Below are 21,552 nucleotides of genomic sequence, written 5' to 3'. Positions count from 1 at the left end.
CACAAGTCAAAGTAGATATTGAACTTTTGGAGGATTCATTATGGAACATGTCATTGAGCTTATCAAAGATTTACTGATTTCACCCGTCAACGCCTGGCGACATATTAAGGAACTCGAGCTTTCAAAAATCGATTTGTTCAAGAAATACTTGCTGTATCTGGCTGCAATACCTGCAGTATCAGGATTCCTTGGAAGTTCTATTGTCGGTCAAAATGTTCCATTTCTCGGCCATTACCGGGTTCCGTTTTTCGCGGGACTGGTTTGGGCTATTTTGCTGTATGTGTTTCTCCTGGCCGGCATTTATCTGATTGCTTTTTTAACCAGCGCAATCTCGCCCAAATTGACCGGAGTTAAAAATGAAAATGCAGCTTTAAAGCTCATTGTTTTCAGTTTTATTCCTTATTTTATTCTTTCTGTTTTTTCAATCGTACCGGCATTAAGCGGTCTACAGATTCTTTCTTTATATTCGATCTATCTTTTGTATATTGGATTGCCGATACTGCTGGAAAATTCTGAAGAAAAATCATTGACGTTTACGGTGGTCATTTCGCTGATTAGTATTGTTGTACTGGCGATTGTCTATGCAATTGCGGGATCCGTGATCCCGCAGAATCTTCCGCCGGTATGATCGCCAGGCTGGATGCATGAAACATCTGAGCCTTCTTTTATTCTCAGCGTTTATTTTGGTTACCGGGTTGTCTCTGGTATTGAAACGGCTGGTCAAGCGTCATCTTGATGAAAAGTATGCTATATTCAGCCATTTATTTGTTGGCTTGATTGCTGTTTATTATTTGACAGATCTGCTGTTGGGGGAGTACAGCCAGCGAGCAACGTTTGCAGTTTTCTGGATGGGGATTATTGTTTCACAGGCGGGATTTTGGATAAAAGCAAAAATGAAATAAAAAAGCCGGATTTTATAATCCGGCTTTTTTTTATCGCTATTTTTCTTCTTCCTTTTCCTGATCAGGCTGCTCATCTGAATCGGAGGCTTTGGGTTTTTCCTCTTCTTCAGGTTCAGGGGTTGATTCCGCTTCTTCGGAAGTAAAAGTCTCTTCTTTCTTTTCGGACGGCTTTGCCTCTTCTGGCGAAGCTTCAGTTTTTGAATCTGAGCTTTTCTCCGAGACTTGATCAGACGGTTTCTCGGAAAGAACGATTTTTTTGTTCTCTTTATTGAATTCAATGACTGTCAGGTCAATGATATTATCGATCTGATAGTGATCAGCCGGTTTATCAATATTATCCTTGGCCAGCTGAGAAAATGGGTACAAACCCATCAACGCCGTCAGGAAGCTCTGCGAGCAGGCCTTTCTCTATCAGTCTGACAACTTTACCTTTGACCTGTGTGCCAACCTGGTATCTATCTTCAAATTGATCCCAGGGATTATCCTGTGTTTGTTTATAACCCAGGGAAATCCTTCTGTTGTCACGGTCCACGTTGAGAACGATAACTTTTATCTCATCGCCTTTTTTAACAACTTCTCCGGGGTGGCGAATCTTTTTGGTCCACGACAAGTCGGATATATGCACCAGACCATCAATGCCTTCTTCCAGTTCAACAAAGGCGCCAAAATTGGTCAGATTGCGTACAATCCCTTTATGACGCGAGCCGACCGGATAACGTTCTGCCAGAGACTCCCAGGGATCGGGTTCAAGCTGTTTCAGACCGAGCGAAATTTTTCGCTCTTCTTTTTGAATGCTGAGAACTTTGGCATCAACCATTTCACCCACTGCCAAAACCTTGGATGGATGTTTGATGTGCTGAGTCCATGACATCTCGGAAATATGGATCAGACCCTCAACGCCTTTTTCCAGTTCAACAAAAGCGCCGTAATCTGAAAGACTGACCACTTTACCTCTGACTATGGAACCGACAGGATATTTTTCTCAACATCCTCCCATGGATGCGGCTGCAGCTGTTTGAGACCCAGGGAAATCCGGTCTTTCTTTTCATTGAAATCGAGGATGACCACTTTGATCTTTTCATCAAGAGCGACAACTTCCGAAGGATGCGACACACGTCCCCATGACAGGTCGGTGATGTGAAGCAGTCCGTCAACACCGCCAAGATCGATAAACACACCAAAATCGGTAATGTTTTTAACCGTACCTTCTAAAATTTGTCCGCGCTCAAGATTCGCAAGGATTTTTTCGCGCAGTCCTTTCATTTCCTCTTCAACGAGTACCCGGTGCGAGACAACGATGTTTTTGCGCAAATGATTAACCTTTACAATCTTAAACTCCATCTCCTGGCCGATAAGAGAGTCAAAGTCGCGAATGGGTCGTACATCAATTTGTGAACCCGGCAGGAATGCATCCACACCACCAAGATCCACGACGATACCGCCCTTGATTCGCCGCATGCACTTGCCTTTGAGAATTTGGTCATTCTCATAAGACTTGATCACCTGTTCCCAGGTGCGCATAAAGTCAGCTTTCTTTTTTGAAAGAACAAGGTGACCATCTGCGTCTTCAATTTCATCGATCAAAACATCAACACCATCTCCGATTTTTAACTCTTCGGGATCATCGAATTCTTCAATAGGAACACTGCCTTCGGACTTGAAACCAATGTCTACTGAAACTTCTTTGTCGCCGATGGCCAGAACTTTGCCTTGAACGACTTCGCCCTGTTTAAAATCGATCAGCGTGTCTTCATACAGTTTTGAAAACTCGTTAAATTCACTGTCTGAATATTCCTTTTCAAGCTCATCCAGTTTTTCTTTGTCGTGGTAGACATCACCCGGATTGGCCTGTTCAGCTACAGATTCATCTGATGATAATGTCTCCGGTGCGTAATCGGAGTTTGTGGCTGTTGCACTTGAAGCAGATTGAGCCGTTTCAGACTCAGCCATGGTCTGATCTGCCTGATCATTATCATTATCTGCGTTTTCAAGTGGTTTAGGGTTCAGTGTTTCTTCCATGTTGGTATTATTCCTCCTTTTTAAGTCCCAATTGGGATACTTTGTTTTGTAGTTCAAGCAGTTGCCAGACAGGAGTGGAAGCGCTCCCTGTAAGGCCTACTGTGCTGCTGTTCTCAAGCCAAATTTCATCAATCTCCTCGAACCTTTCAATCCAATAGGTTCGTGGATTGATTTGCCGGGCCCTGTTATAAAGCACCCGGGTATTTGAGCTGTTTTTGCCACCGACCAGCAGCAAAACATCAACAGTGGCGGCAAACTGATGAATAGTTTCATGTCGCTTTCGAACCTGGGTACACGTGGTGTCTTTGTACTCTGTGTTCGGGAATTTCGATAATACGGCTTCCTTTAGCTCGAGAAAACGGGCTTGTGAAAATGTGGTCTGAGACAGCAAAAAATAGTGTTCCGACTCTGGAATACTCTCTATATCCGATTCATTCTTGATAATTGTAGCGTTGCCGTCACAATAGCCGTTTAGACCCTCAACTTCAGGATGATTTTCCTTGCCCGTTATGATGATATGGTATCCTTTGTCATAATATGACTGGATTCGCTTCTGTATCGCGGTTACTTTTGGGCATGTCCCGTCTATAATATCAGCACATTTTTTCAGTTTTGTGCGTAAATCGGAAGAAATGCCGTGCGACCGAATAAAAACAGAATTTGTTTGGATTAAATTCCGGTTATCGTTTACCTGGTCCTGTTCTACTGTACTCAGCCCTTTTTGTTCGAGCCGTTTGACTTCTACAGAGTTGTGAATGATCGGGCCTATTGCTGTTAACCGTTCTGAATCCAAATGCTTTTCAACCATCTCAATGGCCCGTTCAACACCTGGACAAGGGCCTGCATGCGGATCAATAATAATATTCAACTGACGTTTGCTCCAAGAGCTTTTGCTTTATCAACAATCCAGTTTACCTGATCATCCAAAGACATATTGGATGTATCGAGGATAATAGAATCATCGGCTTGACGCAATGGACTGTGCTTTCTTGTGCTGTCCATTTTGTCACGTTCTCTAATTTCGGAAATTAATTTGTCAAGATCAACCTTTATTCCGGATTCCAGCAATTGTTTGTATCGGCGCTCAGCTCTGGCCTGAATTGAAGCCGTCATATAGATTTTAAGATCAGCATCGGGGAATACCACCGTTCCCATATCACGGCCCTCGGCTACAATGCCGCTGTATTTGCCGATCTCTTTTTGCTTTTCGGCCAAAATGGAGCGCACACCTTTATTGGCAGCCACGCTGGAAATGGTTTTTGAAATTTTGGGCTCCCGGATTTCAGAGGTCACATCTTTACCATCCAGCAAGATTTGATTTTGACCGTTCTGAGAAATCAGCTCGATCTCTGCTTTTTCCGCAATCTCTTGAACCTGTCTGTCGGATTGCGGGTTGATATTCAATTCCAGCACTTTCAGGGTAACCGCTCGGTACATGGAACCGGAATCGAGATAAGTATAACCCAGCTCGGAAGCAACACGCTTTGAGGTTGAGCTTTTTCCTGAACCGGCCGGCCCGTCAATGGTGATGATTTTTTTTGTGTTCACGTGCAAGTCTGTTGTTTCAGTTCTCGAATTTCATTGGCATTTAAATATCGCCATTCACCGCGCTTGACGCCTGAAAGTTTCAAGGGTCCGTAAGTAATGCGTTTCAGCGATTTCACTGAATAACCGAGTGTCTCAAACATTCGTCTGATTTGTCGGTTTTTTCCTTCTTTAAGTACAATCTCGACCCGATCCGGTTCATCGGTGTACCATCTGGCTTTTGCCGGCGCTGTTTTGCCGTCTTCAAGTTCAATCCCTTTCACAATGGGAAGAAAATCAGCTCTATCCAGTGGCTTGTCCAGTTTGACTCGATATATTTTGGAGAACTTGTATCTCGGATGCATAAGACGATTGGCCATTTCTCCGTCGTTGGTGAGGAGGAGCAATCCCTCGCTCTGTGCATCCAGTCGACCGACCGGGAATATACGCTGCTTAATATCGACAAGGTCGATTACACTTTTTCTTCCGCGCTCATCCTTGTTTGTTGTGATATATCCGCGTGGTTTGTTAAGCAAAATATAGATATCGAGATTCGGCAGTAAAGCCTTTTTATCATTGACATAAACACTGTCTTTTTCTTCATTAACTTGTACAGATAAATCGCTGACAGGTTTCCCGTTAATTTTAACTTGCCCGGATGTGATCAGCGCTTCTACTGACCTTCGGCTGCCGAATCCGCACGCTGCCAGATATTTATTGATTCTCATCATTCTGAGCCGCGCTTTCAACTTTATCATCCGGGTCCTCGGAAGATTCTTCCGCGTCATTGGAGATTCCTTCGGGCAATTCCTGCAAGAGTTTGCCGCCTTCTCCTTCTGCCAAGAGTTCTTCTATCTCTTTGGGGCGGGGGAGATCGGAAATATCATTTATATCGAAATACTGCAAGAATTCAGTCGTGGTTTTGAATAGCAGAGCGCGTCCCTGGCCTTCATCCCGTCCTGCAATTGTGATGAGTTTGAGGTCCAGAAGCTTTTTCATGACGCCATCTGAATTGACACCACGGATCGCCGAAACTTCTACCCGGCTGATAGGCTGTTTAAATGCGACGATAGCCAGGGCCTCAAGCGCTGCCCGTGATAAACGGGAACTGGCTTTGGTTTCCAGCATATTACCCACCCATTGTGCATACTCTGCTCGGGTCGCGAATTGATAACCGCCTGCAATTTTCTTTAATACAATGCCCCGGTTTTCACAGTCTGTTTTGATCTGTTCCAGAGCTTGTTCGATATTATCTGCAGATGCTTCTTTGACAATTGCAGAGAGTTGTTTTAAGGAAATGGGGGAATCCGAAGCAAAAATAAGCGCTTCGAGAATATGTGCAAGTTTAGTTGTATCCATTTACGTATACGAGTTGTATTTCTCCGAAAACCTCATTCTGGGTAGCCTGGATGTGTTTTTGACGAATTAGTTCCAGAATGGCAATAAATGTAACAATCCAGACGATTTTGTCATCCGATTCTTTGAATAATGATGAAAACAGCATGGTTGTATTTTTCTCGAGTTCACTCATGATATGGGCAATCCGTTCCTCGAGGTTTACAGATAACTCCTGAACCCGGTGAAAGGTTACTTTTTCACGACGCTGAGAAAGTCTTTTAAATGCTGATATAAGATCATATAGCGAAACTTTGGAAATATTATCAATTTCTTCCTGAATATTTCCCTGTTCAAACTTGAAATGACCGCGAGGATGATAATGGCGAGCTGTTTTTTCTTGTTCAGCCAGATCATTCGCGACTTTTTTGAATCTCTTATAGTCCAAAAGGCGGTAGACCAGCTCCTGACGGGGGTCTTCGACTTCTTCAAGGTCGTCTTCCACTTCAGGACGGGGCAAGAGCATCTGTGCTTTGATGCGCATCAGGGTTGATGCCATATAAATAAAATCACCCGCAGCCTCAATATCAAGCATTTTTATGATATCAATGTATTCCAGATATTGATGTGTTATCGTGGATATCGGGATATCATAAATGTCCACTTCATTTTTTTTAATGAGAAAAAGTAAAAGATCCAGCGGACCTTCAAAAGATTCAAGTTTGACTTTATATGGCATTTCGTTGCTTAAACAGGTTGATTGCAAAGGAAAAGCCGCACAATGGCGGCTTTGAGTAACAAGTAATAAAGGTAGTTAAATAATAAAACTATTGCAAGTCCTTTTTTCCCTAATCGAGGCAAACGAAATCATATTTATTGCCGGGCTGTCCGGTTGATTCTGACTGCGGTCATGACTCCTGGTTTAGCGGGAATTTATCTGCCTCGTAGATCAGCATATTGGGAATGTCATCTTGTACATGATAGATCAAGCCAACAAAAGCGTCTGACTTTACACCGCATTCCGTGTTTTGACAGGTTCCGCTGGCGTCAACAGGCATACCGCATGTCGGGCAGTGCCGGCTGCGGCATATCAAGGTATCCTGATCCTGGTTGTACTCCAAATCGCCTTTGCATGAAGGACATGCCAGGATATTCAACAATTCTTCACTTACCATTGATGTATCCTCATTTTGTGGATTATAATTTATTCTTTATAAACGCCATAGTTGGCATATTTGTCGATTCGTGAATTTACAAGTTGTGAGGGCGGTATATTTTTACAACTCGCGCATTTGGTCAAACTAGTGCTTTTTTTAAGAGATTGGCGGTTTGATCAAAATTGCAATGTGCGCCGCCAACCGGTTCTTTCACAATCCGGTCAACCAGTTTCAGGTTGAGCATATCCTTGGCCGTAATTTTCATGGCCTCAGCGGCCTGTTCATTTTTGGATTGATCTCTGAACAGGATGGCAGCGCATCCCTCCGGTGTGATAACAGAGTACCAGGTATTTTCCAGCATAATCACGCGATCGCCCACACCGATTCCAATAGCGCCGCCGCTCGCCCCTTCACCGATAATGACGGAAATAATGGGAACAGGAAGCTGTGACATCTCAAACATGTTTCGGGCAATGGCCTCGCCCTGACCGCGCTCCTCTGCGCCGATTCCCGGATAAGCGCCGGGAGTATCAATGAAGGTAATGATCGGTCTATGAAATTTACCGGCCAGCTTCATAATACGCAGAGCCTTTCGGTACCCCTCCGGGTGAGGCATGCCGAAATTTCGTTCGATCTTTTCCTTGGTATCGCGTCCTTTTTGATGGCCGATAACGGCGATCGGCATACCATCCAGTTTTGCAATTCCGCCGAGAATGGCCGGATCATCCGCAAAGTTGCGGTCACCATGCAGCTCCATAAAATCGGTAAATATTCGTTTGACATAATCCAGCGTGTAAGGCCGTTCCGGGTGCCGTGCCAGTTGAACGCGCTGCCAGCGATTCAGTTTCGAATATGTATCTTTACGCAATTTCCGGGCTTTTGCTTCAAGCCGTTCAATTTCTCTGTGAATTTCAATATCTTCATTCAAAGAGAATTCACGCAATTCAGCTATTCGCTTTTCTATTTCTACAATTGGTTTTTCAAAATCAAGTATTACTTTGGGCATAAAACACCATTTTAGTTTTTGTGAATCATTGATTTGAGTAACAGCTCTATGTCCAGAACAGGGCTGTAATTCCTCAGATAATACAAGTGATAACGCGTGCGGTCTTTTGCTGTTAATTGTTTTTGTTTGTGAATTTGCTCCAGTCCCGCCAGTCCAGGTTTTATTGTCTGGGCGATAGAAGATTGAGTGACGGGTCTGAAAAGGTCGCGTCCAACCATTGACAGGCCGCCGGTCAGTATGGTTTTATAAAGCTGTAAATTTAAAAAAATATTATTTGTATAAAAAAGAACATCACGTTTTCGGTTATTATTCAAATAAATACTCTGTTCTTTGGCTGTTTTACCCAATAAAAAGCGCTGAATGAGATAGAGGGGGGTCGTGACAACCATGCCCGTCAGAGCTATAAAAATGTCGAACACTCTTTTGGCAAAAGGATTCAGGCCAGAATGTAATTTATATTCAAGATCAATAAACGGCACTTTATCAATATAGTCGAGCGTGGCTTTGCCGATGACCACATCCAGATTGTTGGGAACCATCTTGAAATTGATTTGCAAGTTTTTCGAAGCGGCCATGGCTTTGAGCATTTTATCATAGGGAACGCGTTCCGTGGTAAAGATTACTTCATGCACGGATTCCCGTTCAATAATCTGAGGCAATTGATCAATCAAGCCAATCACCGGGATATCATCAATTTCGGACTCGAATTCTTTGCCTGTGAGCACGATGCCTTTTACTGCGTAGATACCATTGACCACAGTTCGAAGGCGGTTTACCAAATTGCGGGTACTGCTTTTATCACCGACCACCAGGGTTTGTCTGCTCAACAATGAATTTTTTAAAGATTTAGGAATCCAGCTGAAACCCCGCTGGGTTAAAAAGGTGATCAGGAACCGCCAGCCGGGCATCAGAATTAAATTCAGCAAGCCGGCCCACAGCACAACAGCTCTGGAAAATCCATATTGTTTGAAAAAGAAAGTGAGCGCACTGTTAATCATCCATCCCAGAATAACGGCTGAAACTGTTTTCCCAATTGATAATTTGTTTTTGGAATACAATCCCAGGCCGGAAAAACTCAGCAGCCAGATGGTTGAATACACAATATGTACCAGGATAAAGGGTTGCCAGGGAAATTCTGGATTGAATCGAATAAAAACAGCAATGCCTAGCGATACTGTGTACATAACAAAGTCAATGCCGGGCCATATGCATTTTTGCGCAAACGTCGAGACATAAGAGAAAAAAGAACTGATATATATCGCAGCAATGAGCAACCAGGAAGGTAAAAGAGCGCTGGTTTTATGAAAATGACGTTTGACAAACAATCGCATGGCCTCATAAAACAACCGGCGTTGCTGAAACGGGCTTTTCTTGGAACTTTCTCCCTTGAAATGGATGATCTGAGTAGAGGGAACATAATAGATCGAGTGACCGGCCTGGTTGATTCGATAACACCAGTCCAGATCTTCTCCGTACATAAAAAAGGATTCATCCAGACCGCCGACCTCTTGTATAACACGGCGTCTGACCAGCATAAATGAGCCGGATATAGCTTCGACCCTGGACGTTTGCTCCGGATCCAGATAGGTCAGATTATAGCGTCCAAACAGTTTGCTTTTAGGGAACAAGGCGGCCAATCCGATGATTTTTGTGAATGCAACCCACGGAGTGGGGTAACTGCGGCGACAGGCCAGTTGCAAAGAGCCGTCGGGATTCAGAATTTTGCATCCGACACATCCAGCGTCCGATTGATTTTCAAAGAACTTGAGCAATGTTGTAAAAGTGTCTTCCTGAACAATCGTATCCGGATTGATCAGGCAAATATATTCGCCGCTGCTTTCCCGGATCGCTTGATTGTTGGCTTTGGCAAAACCGACATTATCCGAGTTGCCGATAATTTTTACAGATGGAAACTCTTTTTCTACAAACGGCACGGTGCCATCAGAAGAGGCATTGTCAACGATGAGAATCTCATAGGCCAATGAGTGCGCCGCTTTCTGTATGGATCGGATCGCCTGTTCCAGGAATGCCCGGACATTATAGCTGACTATGACAATACTGAGCTTTTTATCCATAATAATCAGAATTGTAATTTAAAAAAAAGAAAGTTTAGAATCAATAAAATTATGAATGTGCTTCATTTTCGATGCTGGTATAAAATATAATTTACAAAAAATATCCGACTTTGCAATGAAAATACTGTAGGAAAACAAGCGTAGGGGGATTCTGAAGCAAAAAAAGCCGATATGCGATTATATCGGCTTTTCGGCATCCCGTAGGGGAGTCGAACCCCTGTTGCAGGAATGAAAATCCTGAGTCCTAACCACTAGACGAACGGGACATTATGTTTTTTACGGGTGAGCGACGGGATTTGAACCCGCGACCGCCAGGGCCACAACCTGGAGCTCTAGCCTACTGAGCTACGCCCACCGTATTTGCAGAACATATTCATGTACTGCAAAGTCTTTTAATATAATAACTATTTAAATTAATGTCAATATATTTTTGACTGTATACTATTTTCTTTACAAAAACAAACAGCGCTCGGTTATTTAAGTATTTTCCGCATTAATTCCAATTGTTCATCATTGCCAATGGCCAGAAAAATATCGCCGCTTTTGATAACTGTATATCCGGGGGGATTGATAAGCATGTTTCCGTCGCGCTCAATGCCGATGACCAGTCCGCCTTTGGTTTTTGCTTTGAGAGATGATTCATTCAAGCGTTTGTCAATCAATTGACTGCTTTTCTGTACTTTTAATTTTTGTACCTGTAATCCGTATTCTTTTTCAACGGAAAACATATCTTCAAATTCAATGATCTCCGGCTGAATAATGTGAGCGGCCATTCTGCGGGCTCCCATCTCAAAGGGAGATACGATCTGGTCCGCTCCGGCGCGTTCAAGTTTTTTGGTTGAAGATTCGCCGCTGCTCCTGGCAATGATTTCCAGGTTTTCATTCAAGTTGCGCGCAGAGAGTACAAGATAGACATTCGCTGTATCATTGGAAATAGCGCTCATGAGCGTTTTGGCCTGTTTGATGCCGGCTTTGATCAGGATATCGTCTTCAGAAGCATCTCCAACTGCAGCGAGGTAGTCCTGCTGGATGGCTTCATCAATTCTTTCCGGATCTACATCAATAACAATAAAGGTCTTGCCGGCCTGATAGAGGTGGCGACAAATTTTCCTTCCAATTTTACCAAAGCCGCAGACAATGATATGTTTCTCAAGATGGGTGATTTCTTTGCCATTTTGCGTCCCCTGAGTAGTTTGAATAATTGGCCTTCTGTCAGAAATGCAGCAATGGTACCAATTGCATATCCGCCGATGCTGATCGCTCCTATGACCAAAAATATTGTAAATATGCGGCCGGAATCACTGAGAATATGTACTTCCTTGAATCCGACAGTGGCCAGTGTAATGACTGTCATATAAAGTGAATCTAAAAACCCCCATTGTTCTAAAAATATATAACCAAAAGTCCCGACAAGTATAAGCGTAATGACCAACCCTGCAGCATAGAAAAGTCGATGCAGCGCGGTGGGCTGGCTGTTCAGATAATAAATATCATCCAGTTTCTGTGATCTAAAATTCAAGGGCAACACAATCAGAATTTATGGTTTATTGGTATTCTTCCCAACTCTTTATTTTAAGTTGCTTTATTGATTTTCGGGATATGGATTCAATAAATCGTCTTGCCAGTTTCAGATTTGTGAACAAGGGGATTGCATAGTCTACAGCTTTTCGCCGGATTGTATAGTCGTTTGTCAATTCCTCTTCTTGAAAATTTTTCGGAATGTTGATCACAAGGTCGATTTTTTCGTTCTCCAGATATTCGATCACATTTGGTTTTTTATCAGACAAGGGCCAGTGCAGTTTAGTAACACATATGCCATTCGCCTGCATAAAATCTGCAGTGCCTTCAGTGGCGTAAAAATTGATGCCCATTTTCTGCATCAGAGACGAACTGTTTAGAAATTCTGCTTTTGATTCAATGGGGCCGGTGGAAAGAAGTACATTTTTGATCGGCAGTTTGTATCCGACAGATAACAGCGCTTTTAAAAATGCTTCTTCAAAGTCGTCACCCAGACAGGCCACCTCTCCGGTCGATGCCATCTCAACACCGAGAGTGGGGTCCGCGCCAACAAGTCGGGTGAATGAAAATTGAGGCGCCTTGACTCCAACATATTCAAGGTCAAAAACAGACCGGTCGATTTTCGGGACATGATGTCCCATGATGACCCGTGTTGCAATATCAATGAAATTTACTTTAAAGATTTTGGATACGAACGGAAAACTGCGTGAAGTTCTCACATTACATTCGATCACTTTGACTTCATTGTCTTTGGCAACGAATTGCATATTAAAGGGGCCGTTGATTTGCAAGGTTTGAGCAATCTTGCGGGCGATCTTTTTGATGCGTCTTGTGGTCTCAAGATAGGTGCGTTGTGGAGGAAGCACCAACGTCGCATCCCCTGAGTGAACTCCAGCATTCTCCACATGCTCACTGATAGCGTATACCAGGAGTTCACCTTCCTGGGCAACTGCATCAATTTCAATCTCTTTGGCGTTCTCTATAAACTTTGAAATGACCACCGGGTGTTCACTGGAAATATCTGATGCCTTGTTGAGAAATTTTTTCAATTCATTGTCGTTGGATGCCACGCTCATTGCCGCACCGCTGAGTACATAGGAGGGACGAACCAATACCGGATAGTTGACGGAGCGCGCGAATTCAATGGCTCCGTCAATAGACTGGAGTTCATTCCATTCCGGTTGATCAATTTTCAATTCGTCCAGCATATGCGAAAATTTGTGGCGGCTTTCGGCATTATCAATGTTCTTGGCCGATGTGCCGAGTACATTGACAGCCGCCTGATCCAGTTGAACAGCCAGATTGTTCGGAATTTGTCCGCCCATGGACAGGATAATACCGACCGCGTTTTCCTTCTCATAGATATCAAGTACGGTTTCAAAGGTGAGTTCGTCGAAATAGAGTTTGTCGCATTCATCATAGTCCGTACTCACTGTTTCCGGATTATAATTGACCATGATGGTTTTGTAGTTCAGTTTTTTCAGGGTCATGACTGAATTTACACAGCACCAGTCAAATTCTACCGAGCTGCCGATCCGATAAGCGCCGCCGCCAAGAACCATGACGGAGTTGCGTTCTGTAAAATTTAGATCATTTTCCGAGGCATTATAGGTCAGGTATAAATAATTCGTTTGTGCCGGATATTCAGCAGCCAGTGTGTCAATCTGCTTGACATAAGAAATGATATTGTATGCTTTGCGGAGATCCCTGACATCCAATTCCGTGGTCTCCAGAGCGCCTGCGATCTGCTTATCGCAAAATCCATGCTGCTTGGCTTCCAGTAAAAGATCCTGCGGGCAGCGCTGTTCTCCCACTTTTAACAGCTGTTGTTCAATATTGACCAGGTTTTGAAATTTATACAGGAACCACTTGTCGATATAAGATAAATGATGAATGTCATCAACGGAATATCCAGATTTTATGGCCTCTGCAATGGCAAAAACCCGCATATCTGTGGGCTCGGCAAGTTCTTTTTCGATATCATCGATCTTGATCTTTTCGTTTTGCAGCAAACCGTTTGCGCCGATTTCCAACATTCGTAATCCTTTTTGCAGGGCTTCCTCGAATTTGCGTCCGATTGCCATAATCTCGCCAACGGATTTCATGCCTGAGCCGAGACGGTTGGAAACCTGCCGGAACTTTTTCAGATCCCAGCGTGGAATTTTAACCACAATATAGTCCAGGGCCGGTTCATAACTGGCTTTTGTGATTTTGGTGATTGAATTGGGAATATCAATCAGCGCATAGCCAAGCGATAATTTTGCCGCAACTGCTGCCAGGGGATATCCTGTCGCTTTGGACGCCAGAGCTGAACTTCGAGATAATCGCGCGTTGATCTCAATAACCCGGTAATCTTCTGATTTGGCATCAAGCGCATACTGTATATTACATTCCCCCACAACACCAAGATGCCGAACCGTACGGATGGCAATTTCACGCAGCTTGTGATATTCACTGTTGGTCAACGTCTGGCTCGGCGCAACGACAATACTTTCGCCCGTATGGATCCCCATCGGATCCAGATTTTCCATATTGCAAACCGAGATGCAATTGTCGTATTGGTCCCGGACAATTTCGTACTCGACTTCTTTCCAGCCCAACAAATATTCTTCAATCAGGATCTGATCTGTATAGGACAACGCCATCTGCGCCCGCTCACGAACGTGTTCTTCGTCATGGCAGAGGCCTGAACCGAGTCCGCCCAGAGCAAATGCGATTCTGAGCATGATCGGGAATCCGATTTCACGCGCCCGCGCCAGCGCTTCTTCAACGTTGGATACCGCAAAACTTCTTGGTGTTTTTACATCAATTTCGTTCAGCTTTTGAATAAAAAGATCGCGGTCTTCTGTATTGTTGATCGTCTCTACCGGAGTGCCCAGTACTTTGACGCCATAACGGGCCAGAATGCCGTCTTTTTCGAGCTGGACGCCGCAATTTAAAGCAGTTTGTCCACCAAATGACAGCAAAATTCCATCGGGTTTTTCTTTTTCAATGACCTGTTCTACAAAATGCGGCGTAACCGGTAAAAAATAAACCTGATCTGCAAGATGATCCGATGTCTGGATGGTGGCGATATTGGGATTGACCAGAATGGTATACACCCCTTCTTCCTTTAAGGCCTTTATAGCCTGGCTTCCGGAATAATCGAATTCACCTGCTTCTCCGATTTTTAATGCAGAACTGCCAAGAATGATTATTTTATTGGGTTTTTCTATCATAGAAGCATCCTTTTGAAATCGTCAAATAAAATAGCCGTATCCAGTGGACCCGGAGCAGCCTCGGGATGAAACTGCACACTTTTGAAGGGTTTGGTTGTATGTCTGATACCTTCATTGGTGTTGTCATTTGCGTTTGTAAACCACGGTTCCCATCCCGGAGGAAGAGTCCTGCCGTCCACAGCAAATCCATGGTTCTGTGACGTAATATAACAGCGTTTGGTCCCGACTTCCACGCAGGGTTGGTTCTGGCTGCGGTGACCAAATTTCAGCTTATAGGTGTCACCCCCGGCTGCCAGAGCAAGAATTTGATTTCCCATACATATTCCAAAGATCGGTTTGCTGCGTTTGATAACCTTTTGCACGATTTCGATCGTTTGTTTACACATTTTGGGATCGCCGGGGCCATTGGAGATCATCACGCCGTCATACTCTTCCTGACTGAAATCATATGTATGCGGGACGCGTTTTACTGTCAAATCCCGTCTGACCAGCGACCGGACAATATTATCTTTTGCTCCGCAGTCGATCAAAATCACCTTTTTCTCGCCGCTGCCGTATTCTTTGGGTTCTTTTAAGGTGACCCGCTCAACAAGATCAATTTTGTTTGGATCGTAAAAATCAGGTTGCTCGGATACGTTGAGGATGCGTCCAAGCATTGTGCCTTCTTCGCGAAGGCGCTTGGTCAGCATCCGTGTATCAATCCCGGACAGTCCCGGCACATTATGATCGGTCAACCAGTCGGAGAGACTTTGGGCTGCGTTCCAATGATTATAGTGCATCGAGTACTCTGAGATCACGAGACCGGATATTTGTATTCGATCCGATTCAAAATGCTTTGTTAACTGATCCGCTTGGTCTGCAGGAGGGACGCCATAGTTTCCAATCAGCGGATAGGTTAATACCAGTATCTGGCCTGCATACGACGGATCTGTCAGGCTTTCGGGATAGCCCACCATGCTTGTGTTGAAAACGACTTCACCTGCAATACTCAAAGGTGCGCCAAACGAAAGTCCTGTGAATACAGAGCCGTCTTCAAGCTCCAGCCGTGCTTTAATTTTACGTTTGTCCATTTGTCTTCAAAAGTTAGGAGTGCTTGGGTAATTAAAACCTAAATTGATCGATTTATAAGGGCACCAAATAAAACCGGCGCAAAATGTTGCCGGTGCCGTCTTTTTCTATTTGTTTTCATCTGAAATAACTTCTTATTACGCAATCAACCTTGCTTTTTGAACTCGATTTTTCATTAAAGTCAGAGAATTATCAGTGTAACGGCATACTTCTCCCATTGTTTTAGCTCTTTAATACGATTAATTTTTATTATGTTTTACGTCACAAATGCGGGTTCATACTCCTCAATGAATGACCATAATTTTAAAATCTTCAGGGAATCATAGACTGTCTGTGTTACCCTTAGTATAATTTTTCCGCCTGTTGTCACAATTTTGGCTGCAAAATCAATCATGATCCGACGAAAGGTATTGGGGTAAGCGGTAACTGGTACTGCTTCACAGGGGATGTCCCTTTTATATGCTTCAAAAAGAAAATGGCTGATGATCATCAAATAGTAAAAAACTCTATTCATACCGAAACGCTTAAATGGTAACTGTTCTCTTCCAGCAAATTCTTTCTGTGATCGGTGTACTAATTCAGCTCTACCTCTGACTGTGGTTTAACTCGATAATCTTTTCGGCCTTGAGATAATTGCCACTACCAGCATTGATTAGTTTTTCATCCAGCTCACTGTTTCGGCCTATATTGGTATAGATTACTGAATCCGGTTGTGCAAAATCAAATAAGAGTTGACCATTTTCCTCAGCTTTCTGAGAGGTAAAAATACAACGGCGAAATGTCTTCCATGATTTGAGGCGATTAGCAAATTCGACAAAAGTCCATGTCTGTCTATAAGAACGAAAAGCATCATAACTAAGATTGTTAACATATTGTTTAATATCGTTATATATTTTCCCGGCACAAACATAATGAATACCAAGGCGTTGTTCAAAGAACCGAAAGTTCTGGTCATCCATAAAACCACTGTCTGTTAGCAGAATGATTGGAACATCTTTATAGCGACGTCGAATAGCTTTGACCAGACGCCCCACTGACTTTATAAAGTCGCTGCCATGATTACAATGAACATCTCCGGCTCGGAACAGCGCATCAACAACATAAGGCCCCCAACTAATTTGCATAGGCTGGAATCCTTTTTTATTTTTATAGGTCACATTTGAGCCTTCACGCTTTTTAGCGCCGTCATTGTCGAAAACTACGCTGTCACCAAAAAGAATAACTTCTTTGGGTTGTTCAATAATAAGTCGCCAAATAAACATCTCCAACAAAAGAGACCGAAATATCATTTGCCCAACAAAACTGAACTTGCGAAACATCCTTTTGATTTGATGGGATGTTGCCATTTGTTCCGGGCGATTTTCGAGCACGGCAGCATAGGCTTCATCGTTTTTTCGACGATCAAAAGAACAGATTGACATATCCGTACCATCAATAAACCAAGCAAAAAGCTGTTTGACAAACTGACGGTATCCCAGTCCTTTAGAAGAGCCTTTTAAAAAGCTAAAAACGTTTTCAAATAGAGAATAGAATCGAATTTGGTCAATATATCTAAGAAAAAACAACAGACCACCACGACCGCTAATTTTATCTTTTGTGATCTCAATTTTTGATATTTTAGGTTGCGTTGTATCGGTTTTTTTCTGCATATTATGGCTACCTTTTGGGTTTTGTTGTTATTCTTTTTATTGGTTACACAACTAAAATAATAACAAACTATTATAAACCCAAAAGGTTTTTTATTTTTTTAAAAACCGCTCAATTTAGGTAAAAGTTAAATGAGTATAAGATAGTTATAATATTATAAAATCACAAAAACTATTTCATCGACAATCAAAATATTTGCCTGGCAAAAACAATTTTTATGGAACAGAAATTGCAGTCATAAATTCCTCGATTAAACGGAGATAAATCTCTGAATATCTTGTTTGTATTTGAATTATTTCTTGTTATATTCTTGATGCAACAGTTTGGAAAGCATTTGTTTTGTTATGAGGTTGGTTGATGGGAAAGATTCTAGTGATTGATGATGAGGAGAACATCCGAGAAATTCTCAAAGAGATGCTGGAAATTGATGGTCATTTTGTTTACGTCGCAAGGAATGGAAAAGAAGGTGTAGCAGCCACAAAACAAGATAAATTTGATCTTGTCATCACGGATATTTTTATGCCGGAAGAAGATGGGATAGAAATTATCATGAAAATGAAGATGAATATCCCTGATATCAAGATTATTGCTATATCGGGAGGCGGTTATTTCGATGCCGCCAGCTCTCTGAAAACCGCTCAACTTTTGGGAGCAAAATATACAATTAGCAAACCGTTTGATATGAGAGAATTGCTGACCAAAGTGAATAGTCTGATTTATTAGCGCAGTTGCAGCTACATGAAGGAGAGTCGACTCTATTCGGGTCAGAGTGAAATGTTTTATATGCAAAGTCAAGGCAATGGTAAAAAACAAGTGAGGGTGCTGTGAATATTTGTGATTATATCCTCCGATTTAAAAATCTGTCCTATGTTCGAACTGATAGCAAACTGAAAATTAGAGAAGTGTCTCTGACAAGTGAGACATTTCGCCCCACTCGGGATGAATTGATGGGTCAAAAAGTGGACACTTTTTTACCGGAAGTGAACCAATCAACCTCTATCTTGAACGAATTACTGGACGGCCAGCAACAACGCTTCGATATGGAGTTTATCACACTTGAAGCATCCAATGATAAGAATTCTATTTTTAATGTCACGTTGCTGCCTTTTACAGATAAAGAAGAAAATATCAGCGGTATTTTGGTCATTCTGGAAAACGTGACGAAATACGCCAAGGTCTACAAAACTCTGAATAAATACAAGCACGAACTTGATGATTCTCAACAGTTGCTGAACCAGAAAACCAGTCAGCTGAAAGAACAGCTTGTAAGATACGAAAAGGTTCAAAAGAATCTCAAAGTGCGTTCTGATGTTCTAAATATTATCCACGAGACAGTGCCTTCCTGTATCATGTTTAAGGATTTTGACAACCGCGTTATTCAGGCGAATGAGCATTTTTGTGATTTGATCGGTTTTAACGCAAATGATGTGATCGGCGCCAAAGAGGAAAAGCTCTTTAAGCGATTAAGTGTCAAGAAACTGGATGACACTGTTATGTCCAGACGCGGAAAACCGGGAAAAGGTCAGGTCGAAAAGATCAGAACCAAAAAAGGGATACGCTGGATTCGCTCGGATAAAGTGACTTATAAGAATGAAGAAGGCAGCGTTTCCGGGATCATTGAATTCATTGAAGACATCACAGAAGAACGCGGTATCTGGGAAAAACTGGCTTATGAAAAGTCTCTTTTGAAAACGTTGTTGAGAAATGTTCCGGATACGATTTATTTCAAGGATGCCAAGTCCCGCTTTATCCGCATCAATCAGGCACAGGCAGAAGTGATGGGAATTGATGATCCGGAAGAAGCGGTAGGTAAAACCGATTTTGATTTCCTGAGCCAGGACATGGCCCAGGAAGCGTATAATGATGAACAGGAAATCATCCGTACCGGAAAGCCTTTAATTGGAAAAATTGAAAAGATCAAGCGCCCCGACGGCTGGTCCCGCTGGGTAACCGCTACCAAAGTGCCTTTTAAAGATGAAAACGGAAAGATCATCGGTATGGTCGGGGTCTCACGCGATATTACCGAGTTAAAGAAAACACGTGAAGAACTCGAAAAGCAGAACGAAGAACTGGAAGAAGCTAAAAAACTGGCCGAAGACGCCACTCGAGCCCGTTCCGAATTTTTAGCCAATATGAGCCATGAAATCCGTACACCTATGAATGGTGTGCTGGGTATGACAAATCTGCTGCTGCAAACAGAATTGAACAATGAGCAGCGGGAATACGCTGAAGTTATTAAAAACAGCGGTGATTCCCTTTTGGTTGTGATCAATGACATCCTGGATTTTTCAAAAATAGAATCGGGCAAGGTTGAACTGGAGCATGAAGAATTTAATTTGAGAAAGGCCATTGAGGAATGTCTGGAATTGCATGCCAGTAACGCGGCCAAGAAAAAACTCGAATTGAGTTACTTTATTGAAGGGCCGGCCCCCACCGAACTCATTTCCGACAAGACACGTATGATCCAGATTTTGAATAACCTGATCAACAATGCAATAAAATTTACGGATGAAGGCGAAGTGATCGTTACTGTCAGCAGTACCGAGGTCAAACCCGGTCTCTTTAACGTTTTAATCAAAATTAAAGATACGGGGATGGGTATTTCTGAAGATGGAAGACGCGCTCTGTTTAAATCTTTCAGTCAGGTTGACGCCAGCATCACCCGTAGATTTGGCGGTACCGGATTGGGGCTTGCTATCAGTAAGCGGTTGTCAGAACTGATGGGCGGTTCCATGGGCGTGGACAGTGTTCTCGGTGAAGGTTCTACATTTTATTTTACCATTCAGGCTGAAGGCAAATATCACAAGCCTGATGATACAGCAGTTTATGCCCACTCTGAATTGACAGGCAAACGTGTGTTGATTGTGGATGATAATGATACAAATCGACGTATACTCGCTCTGCAGGCCATGTCCTGGGGGATGACGCCCACGGACACGGATTCCGGTGAAGAGGCCATCAAGCTGTTAAAAGAAGGCAATGAATATGACATTGCCATTTTGGATATGATGATGCCCGAAATGGACGGACTAACCCTGGCCATGAAAATGGATGACATTGTGGATAAAGTCCCCAAAGTTCTCCTCACCTCAATCGGCACCAATGAGAATCCACAACGGGTAAAAGATGCCAATATCGATGTGCATCTTCCCAAACCAGTCAAGCAGTCTCAATTGTATGAAGTCATACTTGATCTGTTCACAAAAGTCAAACATCCGAAAAAGCCGGTCGGGCCGAAAAAATTTACACTCGATTCGGAAATGGCGGACAGATTTCCATTCGATATTTTAATTGCAGAAGACAATAAGGTAAATCAGAAATTTACATTACGAGTTTTGCAAAAACTCGGCTATCAGGCTCAAGTCGTAGACAATGGTGAAGAAGCTGTAGACGCTGTAGAAAAGAAACATTTTGATATCATTTTCATGGATATCCAGATGCCGGGTATGGACGGGGTTCAGGCAACCAAAGAACTCATCAAAAGGTACGGAGATGAACGGCCTCGGATTATTGCTTTAACTGCACACGCCATGGCAGGAGATCGTGAAAAGTATCTGCACGAAGGTATGGATGACTATATTAGTAAACCTGTACAACTGGAAGAACTTGTAAAGGTGATTCAAAGATCTGTCACCACAGATACTGAACTTGTCCGGGAAGAAGATGAACCGGAAGTTCAGGTTGAGGAAGATACCTTTGACAGTTCCAATCTCCAGGATATTGTCGATATCGATATCCTCAAAGACAATATCGGATTGGATGATCCGGATTTTATGAACGATATGATCACTGTTTTTATTGAAGAAACCGAAAAATTGGTGGCCGAGTTGGAAAAATCTTTGGAAAATTCCAATGATGAAGCCATTACCAGAGTGGCTCATACCTTGAAATCGAGTAGCGCTACTGTTGGCGCCATGGAATTGTCGGAAAAATCAAAAACTCTGGAAATGGCCGCAAAAGATAAACAACGAGAAGATTATGAGAATCTCGGAACTGATGTCAAAAATGAAAGCACCAGGGTAATCAAAGCTCTGAATCTTATGCTCCAGGAGAACGAGTAACGTTTGGATACCGGGAAATTAG

General features: G+C 42.9%; 20 protein-coding genes and 2 tRNA genes. 4 read left to right on the top strand and 18 right to left on the bottom strand.

What is annotated here, in order from left to right; all coding sequences use genetic code 11:
• Positions 1–40 precede the first annotated feature (40 nt).
• Together U5R06_07940 and U5R06_07935 are read left to right on the top strand one after the other, a co-directional pair.
• On the top strand, positions 41–628 hold the full coding sequence (locus U5R06_07940) for a Yip1 family protein (protein MDZ7722735.1): 588 nt from the start codon (positions 41–43) through the stop codon (positions 626–628).
• 79 nt (positions 629–707) lie between these two features.
• Entirely contained in the window at positions 708–902 is a 195-nt protein-coding gene (locus U5R06_07935) for a hypothetical protein (GenBank protein MDZ7722734.1), read from the top strand.
• A 36-nt stretch (positions 903–938) separates the two neighbouring features.
• Here U5R06_07935 and U5R06_07930 read toward each other — a convergent pair whose 3' ends face one another.
• From U5R06_07930 to U5R06_07845, 18 genes are all read right to left on the bottom strand, one after another.
• The gene (locus U5R06_07930; GenBank protein MDZ7722733.1) at positions 939–1,268 is read right to left on the bottom strand and encodes a hypothetical protein; all 330 of its coding nucleotides are present in this window, start codon (positions 1,266–1,268) and stop codon (positions 939–941) included.
• The gene (locus U5R06_07925) at positions 1,237–1,848 is read right to left on the bottom strand and encodes a S1 RNA-binding domain-containing protein (protein ID MDZ7722732.1); all 612 of its coding nucleotides are present in this window, start codon (positions 1,846–1,848) and stop codon (positions 1,237–1,239) included. The genes U5R06_07930 and U5R06_07925 overlap by 32 nt, the downstream gene beginning before the upstream one ends.
• Positions 1,849–1,859: 11 nt before the next feature.
• Positions 1,860–2,921, bottom strand: coding sequence for a S1 RNA-binding domain-containing protein (locus tag U5R06_07920; GenBank protein MDZ7722731.1), 1,062 nt, complete (start codon positions 2,919–2,921; stop codon positions 1,860–1,862).
• A 7-nt stretch (positions 2,922–2,928) separates the two neighbouring features.
• Entirely contained in the window at positions 2,929–3,789 is an 861-nt protein-coding gene (locus U5R06_07915; GenBank protein ID MDZ7722730.1) for a 4-hydroxy-3-methylbut-2-enyl diphosphate reductase, read from the bottom strand.
• Positions 3,786–4,469: a (d)CMP kinase gene (gene cmk / locus U5R06_07910; GenBank protein MDZ7722729.1), complete on the bottom strand. Its 684-nt coding sequence runs from the start codon at positions 4,467–4,469 to the stop codon at positions 3,786–3,788. The genes U5R06_07915 and cmk overlap by 4 nt, the downstream gene beginning before the upstream one ends.
• Complete coding sequence (locus U5R06_07905) at positions 4,466–5,203, bottom strand: pseudouridine synthase (GenBank protein ID MDZ7722728.1); 738 nt, start codon at positions 5,201–5,203, stop codon at positions 4,466–4,468. The genes cmk and U5R06_07905 overlap by 4 nt, the downstream gene beginning before the upstream one ends.
• On the bottom strand, positions 5,160–5,804 hold the full coding sequence (gene scpB, locus U5R06_07900) for an SMC-Scp complex subunit ScpB (protein ID MDZ7722727.1): 645 nt from the start codon (positions 5,802–5,804) through the stop codon (positions 5,160–5,162). The genes U5R06_07905 and scpB overlap by 44 nt, the downstream gene beginning before the upstream one ends.
• Positions 5,791–6,519 carry a segregation/condensation protein A gene (locus U5R06_07895; GenBank protein MDZ7722726.1) on the bottom strand — a complete coding sequence of 243 codons (729 nt, stop codon included), beginning with the start codon at positions 6,517–6,519 and terminating at the stop codon, positions 5,791–5,793. Before U5R06_07895 ends, scpB begins: the two co-directional genes overlap by 14 nt.
• 169 nt (positions 6,520–6,688) lie before the next feature.
• Positions 6,689–6,955, bottom strand: a complete 267-nt coding sequence (locus tag U5R06_07890) for a hypothetical protein (GenBank protein ID MDZ7722725.1) — start codon at positions 6,953–6,955, stop codon at positions 6,689–6,691.
• A gap of 121 nt (positions 6,956–7,076) precedes the next feature.
• Positions 7,077–7,943, bottom strand: a complete 867-nt coding sequence (locus U5R06_07885) for an acetyl-CoA carboxylase carboxyltransferase subunit alpha (GenBank protein ID MDZ7722724.1) — start codon at positions 7,941–7,943, stop codon at positions 7,077–7,079.
• Between the two features lie 11 nt (positions 7,944–7,954).
• On the bottom strand, positions 7,955–10,018 hold the full coding sequence (locus U5R06_07880) for a glycosyltransferase (protein ID MDZ7722723.1): 2,064 nt from the start codon (positions 10,016–10,018) through the stop codon (positions 7,955–7,957).
• A gap of 194 nt (positions 10,019–10,212) precedes the next feature.
• A tRNA-Glu gene (locus U5R06_07875) sits at positions 10,213–10,284 on the bottom strand.
• Between the two features lie 15 nt (positions 10,285–10,299).
• Positions 10,300–10,373, bottom strand: a tRNA-His gene (locus U5R06_07870).
• Between the two features lie 118 nt (positions 10,374–10,491).
• The gene (locus U5R06_07865; GenBank protein ID MDZ7722722.1) at positions 10,492–11,124 is read right to left on the bottom strand and encodes a TrkA family potassium uptake protein; all 633 of its coding nucleotides are present in this window, start codon (positions 11,122–11,124) and stop codon (positions 10,492–10,494) included.
• A complete protein-coding gene (locus U5R06_07860) occupies positions 11,073–11,537 on the bottom strand; it encodes a potassium channel family protein (protein ID MDZ7722721.1) in 465 nt (154 codons plus the stop codon). Before U5R06_07860 ends, U5R06_07865 begins: the two co-directional genes overlap by 52 nt.
• 25 nt (positions 11,538–11,562) lie before the next feature.
• Positions 11,563–14,754, bottom strand: a complete 3,192-nt coding sequence (gene carB / locus U5R06_07855; GenBank protein MDZ7722720.1) for a carbamoyl-phosphate synthase (glutamine-hydrolyzing) large subunit — start codon at positions 14,752–14,754, stop codon at positions 11,563–11,565.
• Positions 14,751–15,824: a glutamine-hydrolyzing carbamoyl-phosphate synthase small subunit gene (carA, locus tag U5R06_07850; protein ID MDZ7722719.1), complete on the bottom strand. Its 1,074-nt coding sequence runs from the start codon at positions 15,822–15,824 to the stop codon at positions 14,751–14,753. Before carA ends, carB begins: the two co-directional genes overlap by 4 nt.
• Before the next feature lie 582 nt (positions 15,825–16,406).
• A complete protein-coding gene (locus U5R06_07845; protein MDZ7722718.1) occupies positions 16,407–17,471 on the bottom strand; it encodes a transposase in 1,065 nt (354 codons plus the stop codon).
• A 355-nt stretch (positions 17,472–17,826) separates the two neighbouring features.
• Here U5R06_07845 and U5R06_07840 point away from each other — a divergent pair, with 355 nt between their 5' ends.
• Both U5R06_07840 and U5R06_07835 read left to right on the top strand, forming a co-directional pair.
• Positions 17,827–18,192 carry a response regulator gene (locus U5R06_07840; protein MDZ7722717.1) on the top strand — a complete coding sequence of 122 codons (366 nt, stop codon included), beginning with the start codon at positions 17,827–17,829 and terminating at the stop codon, positions 18,190–18,192.
• A 101-nt stretch (positions 18,193–18,293) separates the two neighbouring features.
• A complete protein-coding gene (locus tag U5R06_07835; GenBank protein ID MDZ7722716.1) occupies positions 18,294–21,530 on the top strand; it encodes a response regulator in 3,237 nt (1,078 codons plus the stop codon).
• Positions 21,531–21,552 lie beyond the last annotated feature (22 nt).

It is taken from the genome of candidate division KSB1 bacterium, from assembly GCA_034521575.1.
GTDB lineage: Bacteria > Zhuqueibacterota > Zhuqueibacteria > Residuimicrobiales > Krinioviventaceae > JAXHMJ01.
Note: the sequence above shows the minus strand (reverse complement) of the source record. Positions and strands in the feature narration are given on the sequence as shown.